Source organism: Gordonia sp. NPDC003950 (assembly GCF_053605205.1).
Map to the genome: position 1 here is coordinate 82,183 of NZ_JBSGIT010000012.1, position 13,245 is coordinate 95,427.

The window sequence follows — 13,245 nt, forward strand, 5'->3', positions numbered from 1 at the left end:
GGGTGTGTCACAACCAGTGATGTCGCCGGAAGACGGCCCATAGTCCGGTACAGGCGATGATCAGGCCGACCACCACGGTCATGAAGCCGGCGTGGTCGGATAGTCCGGGCATGTACTCGAAGTTCATGCCGTAGAGGCCCGCGACCATGGTCGGGACGGCGCCGATCGCGACCCATGCCGAGATCTTGCGCATGTCGCCGTTCTGCTGGATGCTCACCTTCGTCGCGGCCGCGTCGAGCAGGGAGCTGAGCAGTTCGTCGTATTCGATGACCCGCTCGATGACGGTGGAGAGGTGATCGGCGACATCGCGCAGGTGGCGACGAACTTCCTTGGGCACCAACGGATTGCTACCGGCGGTCAGCCGTGACATCGGCCCGGACAGTGGGGTCACCGCGCGGCGGAGTTCGAGGACCTCGCGCTTGAGCAGATACACGGTGTCGATGTTGAGCCAGTTCTTCTGCGCACCGAAGACGACGCTTTCGATGGCGACGATGTCGACGTCCATCTTCTCGGTCACCGCGAGGTAGCTGTCGATGACGAGGTCGCTGATCGCGTGCATCACCGCGGTCGGTCCGAGTTGCAGGCGTTCGGGACGGTCCTCGAGGCGGCGGCGCAGCCCGGACAGATGCGTGTGATCCCCGTGGCGGACGGTGATGACGAAGTCGGGTCCGACGAACACCATGATCTCGCCGGTCTCGACGACCTCGCTGGCCTTCTCGATGGTCTCGTGTTCGACGTACTTCACGGTGCGCAGCACCAGGAACTGCATATCGTCGTAGATCTCGAGTTTCGGTCGCTGATGGGCGTGCACCGCGTCCTCGACGACGAGTTCGTGCAGTCCGAACACGTCGGCGACGCCGGCCATCTGATCGTCGTCCGGTGCGTGCAGACCGAGCCAGACGAATCCCTCGCCGGTGGTGCGGACCTGGGTGAAAGCCTCGGAGTACGTGATGTGTCCGGGTTGCCGGATTCCGTCGATGTAGACGGCACAGTCGACCACCGCGCGGGCGACGGGCACGGGAATCCGCGGGAGGGGACGGCGATCCCGGCGGCCCGGCACGATCCCGCGATTCCCGGGGCGCAGGTAGGGCATCGACGGCATCTCTGGGATGCTACGCCCCCGCGGCGAAGGGCCGAGGTTCTCGGTGCGTGCCGGCGCGGGTGGCGTCCTGGGACCCCGACGGGAATCGGCCGTAGGATCGGCGGATGTCCTTTGACGTGACGGTGTACACGACGACGCTGATCACGCTGTTGGTGATCATGGACCCGCCCGGCCAGATCCCGCTGTTCCTGTCGCTGGTGGGGCATCGTTCACCGGAGTATCGGCGCCGGGCGGCGTGGCAGGCGCCGCTGGTGAGTTTGTTGGTGATCAGTATCTTCGCGATCGGCGGCAAGGCGATCCTCACGTATCTGCACATCGGCATCCCGGCATTGCAGGGTGCCGGTGGTCTGCTGCTGCTGTTGGTGGCGTTGCAACTGCTGACCGGGCTGGGCAATGCGGGAACCCCGACCGCCTCCGACGACGTCAATGTCGCGTTGGTGCCCTTGGGGACCCCACTGCTGGCCGGTCCCGGTGCCATCGCGGCGGTGATCGTCGGGGTGAGCGGGGTCTCCGGGGACGTCGGCGGCTACCTGGCGATCGCCGCGGCGATCATCAGTGTCCACATCGTCGTTGCGATCGTGTTGCGCTACTCCACGGTGCTCATCCGGGTGCTCGGCGTCGGCGGCATCACCCTGCTCGCGAAGATCGCCGGCCTGCTGCTGGCGGCCATCGCGGTGCAGCTGATCGCCGATTCGATCGCCGGGTTCATCGCCGCCGGCGGCTGAGCTGGTGGGGCGGCCTGATCGCGATTCGTGGAGCGCTACGGTGATCATCGTGCGATGTCGAGTGGTCCTTGCCGCGGTGGTCGCCGCGGTCGTCGGAATCGGGGTGCTGAGCGGATGCGGCGGCCAGTCCGATGCGCCGCGCGCGTTCGTCATGGGGTCGGCCGACACCCCGGAGATGACGGTGATGGCGCAGGTGTATGCGACGGTGCTGCGCGGTGCCGGTGCGGCGGTGTCGCCGAACATCGACACCGGTGATGACGCGGCCCTGATGGCACAGATGCAGCAGGCCGACGTCGATCTGTTCCCGGCGTTCACCTCGGCGCTGCTGTCGCAACTCGCGCCGGCGCTGGAGTCACCCACCCCCGCGCCCACGAGCGGCGCACCCGCCACCGGCGACGACGTCGATCCGCTTTATAAGGATCTGAGTCGTTCTCTGCCGCAAGGGGTTTCGGTCGGAGACCCGACTCCGGTGGCGGCGACCCCACAGTTGTTCGTGGCCACCTCGCTGGCGGCGAGCGCCGGTGCCGACGACCTGTCGCAGTGCGCTCGGCTGCCCGCGGACCTTCCCGTCGTCGTCACCGCGGAACCCGACTCGGCGACCCTGGCGGCTTTCACCGACGCCGGCTGCCGACCGGGTCCGGTCGAGGTGGTCGCCGATGCGACCGCGGCTCTCGCCCGCGCCGGCACCGGCACCGCAGTCGCGTTGCTCACCCCGCTGCAGGTGGCCGGCGACACCGCGTCGGGACCGGCGGGGGATGTCACGGCGCTGGCGGCGACCGACACCGCGCCGGGACCGCGTGCCGAGGTCCTGGTACCCATCTACCGCACCGCCTCGCTGACCGAGGATCAGGTCAAAGCGATCAACCGGGTGGCCGGCGAGATCACCACCGCCGACCTCGCGACGATGGCCGATGACGTCCGCGGCGGTGCGTCACCGGCGGTGGTTGCCGGTGACTGGGTCAACGAGCACGGCGTGTGACGTGCGAGGGACCCGGACAGCCCGGGTGACACCGAACGACCCGGGTGACACCGAACGATCAGCGCCGAAAGCCCGGCAGCCGACCCAGGAACGTCGCCCCGCGCGGGCGGTCGTCGCACGAGGCCGCCTCACCGATGGTGCGCAGATCGACGTATCCGGGTAGCCGGCGAAGACGCGCGGCGAGGTTGCCACGCAGGGTGACCTCGGCCGCCGCGCAACCGTGACACCGGCCGGTCAGTGCGACGGTGACGACGCCCTGCGACACCCCGATCAACTCGACGTGACCACCGTGGGAGGCGGTGTAGATCCCGAACTCGCCGTCGAGTACCTCGCGGACCCCGGCCTCGAGTTCGCGGTCGGCGCCGCTGCGGACCAACGCCGCGGGGTCGAGGGCGTCGTCGGACCCGGCGGCGTCGGACCCGGGCACCCGGCGCTCGGCATCGGCCGTCGGCCAGCCACCCGGACGGGACAGCACGTCGAAGAGCGCCGCGCGGATGGCGGGTCCGGCCGACGCGGTGTCGGTGCCGGCTCCCACCGTGGTCTCGATCCGGCCCGGACGCACCCGCACCGATCGCAGGATTCCGCGATCGAGGAGTGCGTGGAGTTCGGCGGGCAGTTCGGACCCCTCGGGACTGTCGTCGACGCGCACCAGGCCCGGACCGACCCGCCAACGGATCACGTCGGGTGCGGCGGGATCGATCGGGGCGGGCAACAGCATGATCGACACGACGACCTCACCCGCCGATCGCGGCGGCGATCTGGTATCCGATGAAGCCGGTGACCCAGGCGAGGGCGAACATGTAGCCCCAGGCGATCAGCGGCCACCGCCACGAATTGGTCTCGCGGCGAATGGTTCCCACCGTCGACATGCATTGCAACGCGTACACATAGAACAGCAGCAGTGCGACCACCGTCGGCGCGCCGAACAGTTTCTCACCCTCGTGCGGACCGCTGGTGTAGGTCATCTGGGCCAGGGCCGCACTCGGATCGTCGGGATCCTCGGCCGCACCGATCTGTCCCAGTGTCGAGACCGCGACCTCACGGGCGGAGAACGATCCCAGGATGCCGATGTTGATGCGCCAGTCGAAACCGAGGGGAGCGAACACCGGCTCGACGAACTTGCCGACCGAGGCGGCGTAACTGTTCTCCATCACATACGAGCGGGATTCGGCATCACCGATGGCGTCGGCCTCGTCCTGCGTGGAGCCCTGCGCGATGGCGGTGGCCACCGCGTCGGTGCGGATCTGCTCGGCCTCCTCGGCGTGCGCGGGCAGTGACAGCAGCACCCACAACACGATGGAGGTGGCGAGGATGATCTTGCCGACCTTCTGCAGGAACATCCGGGTGGAATCCCACATCATCAGCAGGACCGACTTCACGGTCGGAACGCGGTAGGGCGGCATCTCCATGTAGAAGGGCATCAGGCCGCTGCGCAGTTTTCGGGTGCGCTTGAAGACCGCCGCCGCCGCCATCGCGGACAGCCCGCCGAGCAGGTACAGACCGAACATGACCAGACCCTGGGTGTGCACCGGGCCGAACCGCGAATCCGACGGGATGAGCAATCCGGTGAGCAGCACGAAGACCGGCAGCCGGGCCGAGCAGGTCACCAGCGGCGCCGACATCGCGACGGCGATGCGGTCCTTGGACGACGGCAGGGTGCGCGTCGCCATGATGCCGGGGACCGCGCAGGCGAACGACGAGAGCATCGCGACGAACGCTCGTCCCTCCAGACCGGCGCGGCTCATCACCCGATCGGTGAGGAATGCCGCGCGCGACATGTATCCGACGTTCTCCATGATCGCGATCAGCAGGAACATCAGCACGATCTGCGGGACGAAGACCAGGACGCCGCCGACACCGCCGATCAGTGCCGTCGAGAGGAAATCGGCGAGGATCGGTTGTGTCACGTAGTCGGTGACCAACGTGCCCAGCCACCCGAAGAACGTCTCGATCCAATCCTGGAAGGGGGCCGCGACGGTGAACACGACCTGGAAGAACGCGAACATCACGGCCAGGAACACCAGGGTGCCGAACACCGGATGCAGCAACACCCGGTCGATGCGGTTGGTGCTGCCGGGTTCCCGCGGGGGGCGATAATCGGCGAGGGTCAGGGCCGAATCGATCCAGTCGGCCAGCAGCGGGCCCGCGTCGGTCGGCGGCGCAACCGCCGGGCGGCTCCAGGAGTCCGGGTCACCGAGCATCTTCCGCACCGGCTCGAGGGTGGACTTCCGGGTGCCCACCACGGCGCGGACGGGAACCCCGAGGGCCTCGGACAGGCCGACCGGGTCGACGTGTCCGCCGCGGCGCTCCATCTCGTCGGTCATCGTCAGGATGATCGCGACCGGGATGTCGAGGTTGAGTGCCTCGGCGACCAGCGCCAGCGACCGGTGCAGGACGGTGGAATCGACGACGACCAGGGCGGCGTCGGGGCGGCGTGCACCGTCGAGCTCGCCGGCGAAGAGGTCGGCGACCACCTTCTCATCGGGTGAGATCGGATCGAGACTGTAGGCGCCGGGCAGGTCTTCCAGATCGATGACCGTGGTGGTCTTGGCGGTCGTCGCGGCGCCGGGGCCGTCGGGGTGGATCTTGTTGGCGGGCAACGGAACCTTGAGCGATCCGACGGATCGGCTCACCGTCACGCCCGGATAGTTGGCGGTCTTGAGCCGCAGGCCGGTGAGGCCGTTGAAGACCGAGGTCTTGCCGGCGTTGGGGCTCCCGATGAGCGCGATGCTCTCCAGCGGCTTGCCGTCGGCATCGACGCCGCCCCCGCTGCGGCCCGTGCCCGGGTCATGGCAATCGCTCATCGGTCCGTCTCGCATTCGATGTAGTCGGCCTCACGAGCGCGCAGGCACATCTGGTAATCCATCACCCGGTACACGCACGGATCACCGAGCGGGGCGCGTCGGATCTTGGCGACGGTGGCACCGGGGACGAATCCGAGGCTGACCATCCGCTTGCGTACGGCGGGGGGACACGAGTCGCTGTAACCGGTCACCGTGGCGAAGTCGTGCAAGGACAACGACGTGAGTGCGATCCTCGGTCGGGCTGGCGTGGACATGAACTGCCTTCCTCTGCAAAGGGGGGCGGCATGTAATTGGCCGGCATGCCACACCCATGACACCATGTTAGGTACGGCTGGCCTTGTCCGTGAGGGTCATTGGTCATGACTTCAGCATCGAAGAAGGGCCCTTCGCAACGCGAAGGGCCCTTTTCGCCGGACTCTCGTCCCGGAATCGTTACTTCGGCGCCGCCTTGGACAGTGCGGCGGCGGTCACCTTGGCGGTGATCCACTGATACTTCGACGCGACGATGCGAACCCAGATGTCGAGGAGTTTCGCGTCGGTGCCGACGAGGATGCGCGCCTTGTTCTTCTGCACGCCTTTGATGATGGTGTCGGCGGCATCCTCCGACGTGGTGCGGGCAAGGTAGCGATCGAAGAAGGCGGCATTGCTCTGCGCGTCGTGGTCACCGGATGCGGTGGCGTTGCGCGCGATGGCCGTCTTGATGCCGCCGGGATGCACACACGACACCTTGACCGGGTGCTTGGCGACGATCATCTCCTGATTCAGCGATTCGGTGAACCCGCGTACGGCGAACTTGGCGGCGTTGTAGGCGGCCTGCCCGGGCTCGGAGAGCAGCCCGAACAACGACGACGTGTTGACGATGTGGCCGTCGCCGGAGGCGATGATGTGCGGCAGGAATGCCTTGGTGCCGTTGACAACTCCCCAGAAGTCGACGTCGACGACGCGCTCGATGTCCTTGAACTCGGTGCGTTCGATCTCGCCGTGGTGGGCGATACCGGCGTTGTTGAAGATGACGTTGACCGTGCCGTAGTGGGCCACCACGGTCTCGGCGTACTCGAGGACCGATTCGCGTTCGGCGACGTTGAGGATCTGGGTGTGCACCTGCGCCCCGGTCTCGCGGACGAGTCGTTCGGTTTCGGCGAGGCCGTCGGGGTTGAGATCGGAGATGGCCAGTTTGGCGCCCATGCGACCGAGTTTGACGGCCAGGTCGCGGCCCATGCCTGATCCGGCTCCGGTGATGACGATGACCTTGTCGCGGAAGTCCTTCATGGTGTCTGCTTTCTGTGCTGAGGGGGCGGTGTGGACTGGGTGCTCGACGTCAGGCGTCGGCACCGGCTGTGACGGGCGTGGGGTCGACGGTGGTCGCCGCGGCGTCGGCGGCGGTCGTGACGTCGTAGGCGGTGACGTCGAATGTCCTTGTCTCCCGCCGGAAATCGAAGGTGAAGCCCGGCCACAGGGTGGTGATGTTGCCGTTGGCGTCCTTGTACCACGAGGCGCAGCCGCCGTTGACCCAGACGCTGTTGCGCAGCTTGTGCTGGATGCCGGCGTTATAGCGACGCTGGGCGGCCTCGGTCACATCGATTCGTACGGCGTCACGGCGCCGGGTGGTGGCGATGTAGTCGGCGAGGTAGTTGAGCTGTGATTCGATCATGTAGACCATCGAGGTGTGTCCGAGGCCGGTGGACGGCCCGATCATCAGCATCATGTTGGGGAATCCGTGGACGAAGGACCCCTTGTATCCCTGCATGCCGATCTCGTCCCACACCTGTGCCAGGCTGCGTCCGTCGGCGCCGATGATGCTGCCGAAGACAGGGGAGTCGGTGACGTGGAAGCCGGTGGCCACCACCAGGATGTCGATGTCACGGGTGGTGCCGTCGGCGGTCACCACACCGGTGGGGGTGATCCGCTCGATGGGATCGGTGACGAGGTCGACGTTGTCGCGGTCGAGTGCCGGATACCAGGCGTTGGAGCGCAGGATGCGCTTGCAGCCGATCTGGAACTTCGGGGTGGCCTTGGCGCGGAGCTCCGGGTCGCGGATACCGCGGAAGATGTTCGCGCGGGCCAGGATCTCCACCGGCTTGAGCGCGGCGGGGGAGTAGGTCATGCCGAAGGCGACGAACTCGTTGAAGGCGTAGATGCCGGCCCGGCTCGCGGACTGTACCGCGGGCAGGTGCTTGAAGGCCCAGTGTTCGACCGGGGTGTAAGGCCGTTCGGTGCGCGGCACGATCCACGGTGCGGTGCGCTGGTAGACGTCGAGCCGGCCGGCCACCTTTGCCAGCTCCGGCACGATCTGGATGGCCGACGCGCCGGTACCGATCACCGCGACCCGCTTGCCGGTGAAGTCGACGTCGGAATCCCAACGCGCCGAATGCATCACGGTGCCGGCGAAGGATTCGATGCCCTCGATGTCGGGGAGATTCGGTTCACACAGTGGGCCGACGGCGCCGATGAGGTGCCGGGCCCGGTAGGTGTTCTCGACTCCGTCGGCGATGGTCGAGATGAGCCAGTGCGCGCTGTCCTCATCCCACGCGGCCCGGGTGACCTCGGTGCCGAAGCGGGCCCGCTCCCGGACGCCGTGGTCATCGGCGACGGTGTTGATGTAGCGATGGATCTCGGGCTGATGCGAGTACGAGCGCGACCAGTCGGGGTTCGGCGCGAAGGAGTAGGAGTACAGGTTCGACGCGACGTCGCACGCGGCGCCCGGGTAGGTGTTGTCGCGCCAGGTGCCGCCAAAGTCGGCACCGCGATCGAGGATCACGTAATCGTCGACGCCCGCGCGGCTGAGGGTGATGGCGGCCCCGAGTCCGGAGAAGCCGGCTCCGACGATCGCGATCTCTACATCATGCGTTGTCATGGTGAACCACCATAGAGGCTTATTGAATACCCGTCAATAGTTATTGAACATGAGTCAGTAGGCTACGATGGCGGGTATGGCCTCGTCGAACCCTGTCCGATCCGGCACTGTCCGATCCGGTGCCCCGGCCGGAGCACGCCGCACCCGGATGAGCCCGCAGGAGCGCCGCGATCAGCTGATCTCCCTCGGCCTGCAGATGGTCTCCGAGCGACCCCTCGAACAGGTGACGATCGACGCGATCGCCGCTGCGGCCGGGGTGTCGCGGGCACTGCTGTTCCACTACTTCGAATCCAAGCAGGACTTCCATGTGGCCATCGCACGGGCGCAATCGCAGGAGATGCTCGACTGCACCCGCCCCGATGAGTCGCTCGGTGATCCACTGAGCGTGCTGGCCGGGTCGATGTCGGCGTTCGTCGAGTACGTGAGCACCAACCGCGCCGCGTACATGGCCTTCATCCGCGGTTCGGCCAGCGCCGACCCGGCGATGCGGGAGGTATTCGATCACACCCGATCGGCGATGGCCGACCGGGTGCTCGAGCACGCGCCGGCCCTCGGCGTGGCGCTCACCCCGCTCGTCGAGATGACGGTGCACGGGTGGATCGCGTTCGTCGAGCAGACCACGATCTCGTGGCTGACCGACCCGGTCATCGGCCGCGAGGAACTGCTGGCGGTGATCACCGCGTCACTTCCCGCGCTCGTGGCCGCCTCCGGCACCGTCGTCGATCTCCCCGGCTGAGCCCGCCCACAACGAGACCGGCCGCGACACCCCCAGGGGGACGTCGCGGCCGGAACCGTGAGATGCGGTGTTCGTGTCAGCCGAAGGCCTCGTCGAGGATCTCCTGCTGTTCCACGGCGTGGACCTTGCTCGATCCGGACGACGGCGCCGACATCGGGCGACGCGACACCCGACGCAGCCCCTTCAGCAGGTCCGGGAGTAGTTCGGGCAGCCACAATCCGAGGAACGGCCACGGGCCCTGGTTGGCGGGCTCCTCCTGGACCCAGAAGAACTCATCGGCGTTCGGGTAGCGCTCGAGGGTCTGTTGCAGGCGGCGATGCGGCACCGGGTAGAGCTGTTCGATGCGCACCACGGCGACGTCCTCGCGGTTCTCCTTGTCGCGGCGGGCGGCCAGCTCGTAGTAGAGCTTGCCGCTCACCAGCAACACCCGCTTGACCTTGTTGCGCTCGGCCTCGTCGGACTTGAAGTGCGGGTCGTCGATCACCGAACGGAACTTGTCCTCGGTGAAGTCCGACAGCGGCGACACCGCGGCCTTGTTGCGCAGCATCGACTTCGGGGTGAAGACGATCAGCGGGCGGCTGATGCCGTCGAGGACGTGGCGACGCAGCAGATGGAAGTAGCTGGCCGGCGTCGACGGCAGCGCCACCGTCATCGATCCTTCGGCACACAGCTGCAGGAACCGCTCGATACGACCCGAGGTGTGGTCGGGACCCTGACCCTCGTGGCCGTGGGGGAGCAGCAGGACCACGTCGGAACGCTGCCCCCACTTCGCCTCGCCGGAGCTGATGAACTCGTCGATCACCGACTGGGCGCCGTTGACGAAGTCGCCGAACTGCGCTTCCCACAGCACCAGCGCGTCGGGGTTGCCCACGGAGTAGCCGTATTCGAAGCCGACCACCGCGAACTCGCTCAGCGGAGAGTCGTACACCAGGAACCGGCCCAGCGAATCGGCGTCACCGTCGATCGGCTGCAGGTGGTTGAGCGGGGTGTACTCCGAGCCGTTGTCCCGGTCGATGAGCACCGAATGCCGCTGGGTGAAGGTGCCGCGTCGGGAGTCCTGACCGGACAGGCGCACGGTACGTCCCTCGACCACCAGCGACCCGAAGGCCAGCAACTCGGCGAAGGCCCAGTCGACGCCACCCTCGGTGGACATCTCGTGACGGCGCTTGAGCACCGGCTTCACCCGCGGATGCGGGGTGAAGCCCTCGGGGGTGTTGAAGAACGCGTTGCCGATGTCGGCGAGCACGTCCTTGTCGACCGCGGTCACCAGCTTCTGCGGCAGCGGCTGATCGGCCTCGACGGACTCGCTGGGCTCCGGGGTGAACTTCTCGAGTTCCTTGACCTCGTTGAAGACCCGTTCGAGCTGCCCCTGGTAGTCGCGTAGAGCGTCCTCGGCCTCCTTGGTGGAGATGTCCCCGCGGCCGATGAGGGCTTCGGTGTAGGACTTGCGGACACCGCGCTTGGTGTCGATCACGTCGTACATCGCCGGCTGGGTCATCGACGGGTCGTCGCCCTCGTTGTGACCGCGGCGGCGGAAGCAGACGAGGTCGATGACGACGTCCTTGCGGAAGGCCTCGCGGTAGTCGACGGCCAGCTTGGCCGCCCACACACATGCCTCCGGGTCGTCGCCGTTGACGTGGAAGATCGGCGCGCCGATCATCTTCGCGACGTCGGTGCAGTACTCGGTCGAACGGGAATGCTCCGGTGCGGTGGTGAAGCCGACCTGGTTGTTGACCACGATGTGCACGGTGCCGCCGGTGCGGTAGCCGGGCAACATGGCCAGGTTCAGGGTCTCGGGCACCACGCCCTGCCCGGCAAAGGCGGCGTCGCCGTGCAGCATCAGCGGGAGGATGGAGAACTGCTGCTCCTCATCGAGGAGGTCCTGCTTGGCGCGGACGAGGCCTTCGAGGACCGGGTCGACGGCCTCGAGGTGGCTCGGGTTGGCGGTCAGCGAGACGTTGATCTCGTTGTCGCCGAACATCTGGTAGTACTTGCCCTCGGCGCCGAGGTGGTACTTCACGTCGCCGGAACCGTGCGCCTGCGATGGATTCAGGTTGCCCTCGAACTCGGTGAAGATCTTCGAGTACGGCTTGCCGACGATGTTGGCGAGCACGTTGAGGCGCCCGCGGTGCGGCATGCCGATGACGACCTCGCCGAGGCCGTGTTCGGCGCTCTGGTCGATGACGCCGTCCATCATCGGGATCACCGACTCGGCGCCCTCGAGCGAGAAGCGCTTCTGACCGACGTACTTGGTCTGCAGGAAGGTCTCGAAGGCCTCGGCGGCGTTGAGCTTGCTCAGGATGTACTTCTGCTCGGCGACCGGCGGCTTGACGTGCTTGATCTCGACACGTTCCTGCACCCACTTCTGCTGCTCGGGTTCGAGGATGTGGGTGTACTCCACGCCGACGTGACGGCAGTAGGCGTCGCGCAGGATCGACAGCACATCGCGCAGCTTCATCTTGTCCTGGCCGTGGAAGCCGCCGACGTTGAAGCTGCGGTCGAGATCCCACAGGGTCAGCCCGTAGGTCAGGATGTCGAGGTCGGGATGGCTGGCGCGCGCATCGCTGTCCATCATCAGCGGATCGATGTCGGCCATCAGGTGACCGCGGTTGCGGTAGGCGGCGATCAGCTCGAGGACACGGGTGTTCTTGTCGACGAGTCCGGCGGGGATGTCGCGACGCCAGCGGACCGGCTCGTACGGAATATGGAACGCGGTGAAGATCTCGTCGTAGAACGCGTCGTCGAGCAGCAGCTCATGCACCTTGCGCAGGAAGTCGCCGGACTCGGCGCCCTGAATGATGCGGTGATCATAGGTCGAGGTCAGCGTCATCAGCTTGCCGACGCCGAGCTCGGCGATCTGCTCGTCGCTGGCGCCCTGGAATTCGGCCGGGTACTCCATCGCGCCGGCACCGATGATGGCGCCCTGGCCCTTCATCAGGCGCGGCACCGAATGCACGGTACCGATGGTGCCGGGGTTGGTGAGCGACATGGTCACCCCGGCGAAGTCCTCCGCGCCGAGCTTGCCGTCGCGAGCACGTCGCACGATGTCCTGGTACGCGCTGTAGAACTCCGCGAAGCCCATCGTCTCGCACTTCTTGATGGCGGCGACGACGAGTGTGCGGTTGCCGTCCTTGCCGACGAGGTCGATCGCGAGCCCGAGGTTCGTGTGGGCGGGGGTGACGACGTTGGGCTTGCCGTCGACCTCGGCGAAGTGTCGGTTCATGTTCGGGAACGACTTGATCGCCTGGACGAGGGCGTAGCCGAGAATGTGGGTGAAGCTGATCTTGCCGCCGCGGGTCCGGGCGAGGTGATTGTTGACGACGATACGGTTGTCGATCATCAGCTTCGCGGGGACGGCGCGCACGCTGGTGGCAGTCGGGATCTGCAGCGACGCCGACATGTTCTTGGCGATGGCGGCGGCCGGACCGCGCAACACCTTGGTCTCGTCCTCGGATGTCGACGCGGCGGACGCCGGGGACTTGGCGGTCGGCTTGTTCTGGGAACGCGCGGAACCGTCGCGGCTGGCGACGCTCTGACCGGAGGCGGCCTTGGTGGCGGTGGACTCACGGGCGGGGGTCTTGCGCGGCGGGGTCGCGCGCGGGGCCGGCCCCTGATCCAGGGTGACCGGTTGCTTCTTGGTGGCGCTCGCCGGCGTCGCGCTCGCGGCCGCCTTGGCCGATGCGGTGGACGAGGTGGATGCCGACGACGCGGTGGGCTTACTCGGCGCAGCGGGGCGAGCAGCGGCCGGCGCGCTCGAGCCCTTGGCCGCAGGTGCCGACTCGGCGCCGTTGGTGCTGCTGCCGTTTCCGGACGGGGTGTAGTTCTTCAGAAGGTCGTGCCAACTCGGATCCACCGAGTTCGGGTCCTTCTGATACTGCCGGTACATTTCCTCGACCAGCCATGTGTTCTGCCCGAAGTCGGATTCGGATATCGAACTGCTCACAGCGGATTCTCGCCTCAATTCCCTCTGGTGTCGGGTCGCCGTCTCACCACGTGCGTCTCTCGTGGAGCCACGTCGTGAACCACCTGCAGATGGTACGCGCTT

The 13,245-nt window shown here is 67.0% G+C and carries 10 protein-coding genes; 3 read left to right on the plus strand and 7 right to left on the minus strand.

What is annotated here, in order from left to right:
• Positions 1-7: 7 nt before the first annotated feature.
• Complete coding sequence (locus ACWETB_RS12640; RefSeq protein ID WP_449744601.1) at positions 8-1,093, minus strand: magnesium and cobalt transport protein CorA; 1,086 nt, start codon at positions 1,091-1,093, stop codon at positions 8-10.
• Between the two features lie 113 nt (positions 1,094-1,206).
• On the opposite strand from ACWETB_RS12640, the gene ACWETB_RS12645 reads away from it, so the two are divergent.
• Positions 1,207-1,827, plus strand: a complete 621-nt coding sequence (locus tag ACWETB_RS12645) for a MarC family protein (protein ID WP_449744583.1) — start codon at positions 1,207-1,209, stop codon at positions 1,825-1,827.
• Positions 1,828-1,876: 49 nt separating this feature from the next.
• Positions 1,877-2,806 (plus strand): glycine betaine ABC transporter substrate-binding protein, encoded by a 930-nt coding sequence (locus tag ACWETB_RS12650; RefSeq protein WP_449744582.1) that lies wholly within the window; start codon positions 1,877-1,879, stop codon positions 2,804-2,806.
• 58 nt (positions 2,807-2,864) lie between these two features.
• Here the strand turns inward: ACWETB_RS12650 and ACWETB_RS12655 are convergent, their stop codons facing one another.
• The 5 genes from ACWETB_RS12655 to ACWETB_RS12675 form a co-directional block, all read right to left on the minus strand.
• On the minus strand, positions 2,865-3,524 hold the full coding sequence (locus ACWETB_RS12655; RefSeq protein ID WP_452211484.1) for a NifU family protein: 660 nt from the start codon (positions 3,522-3,524) through the stop codon (positions 2,865-2,867).
• 16 nt (positions 3,525-3,540) lie between these two features.
• Positions 3,541-5,610 carry a ferrous iron transporter B gene (gene feoB, locus ACWETB_RS12660; protein WP_449744581.1) on the minus strand — a complete coding sequence of 690 codons (2,070 nt, stop codon included), beginning with the start codon at positions 5,608-5,610 and terminating at the stop codon, positions 3,541-3,543.
• Positions 5,607-5,864, minus strand: a complete 258-nt coding sequence (locus ACWETB_RS12665; RefSeq protein ID WP_348802501.1) for a FeoA family protein — start codon at positions 5,862-5,864, stop codon at positions 5,607-5,609. The genes feoB and ACWETB_RS12665 overlap by 4 nt, the downstream gene beginning before the upstream one ends.
• Before the next feature lie 178 nt (positions 5,865-6,042).
• The gene (locus ACWETB_RS12670; RefSeq protein WP_452211423.1) at positions 6,043-6,879 is read right to left on the minus strand and encodes an SDR family NAD(P)-dependent oxidoreductase; all 837 of its coding nucleotides are present in this window, start codon (positions 6,877-6,879) and stop codon (positions 6,043-6,045) included.
• 49 nt (positions 6,880-6,928) lie between these two features.
• Positions 6,929-8,464, minus strand: coding sequence for a flavin-containing monooxygenase (locus ACWETB_RS12675; RefSeq protein ID WP_452211425.1), 1,536 nt, complete (start codon positions 8,462-8,464; stop codon positions 6,929-6,931).
• A 148-nt stretch (positions 8,465-8,612) separates the two neighbouring features.
• On the opposite strand from ACWETB_RS12675, the gene ACWETB_RS12680 reads away from it, so the two are divergent.
• Complete coding sequence (locus ACWETB_RS12680) at positions 8,613-9,200, plus strand: TetR/AcrR family transcriptional regulator (protein WP_449744599.1); 588 nt, start codon at positions 8,613-8,615, stop codon at positions 9,198-9,200.
• Between the two features lie 76 nt (positions 9,201-9,276).
• Here ACWETB_RS12680 and ACWETB_RS12685 read toward each other — a convergent pair whose 3' ends face one another.
• Positions 9,277-13,143 carry a multifunctional oxoglutarate decarboxylase/oxoglutarate dehydrogenase thiamine pyrophosphate-binding subunit/dihydrolipoyllysine-residue succinyltransferase subunit gene (locus ACWETB_RS12685; protein ID WP_449744578.1) on the minus strand — a complete coding sequence of 1,289 codons (3,867 nt, stop codon included), beginning with the start codon at positions 13,141-13,143 and terminating at the stop codon, positions 9,277-9,279.
• Positions 13,144-13,245: the final 102 nt, after the last annotated feature.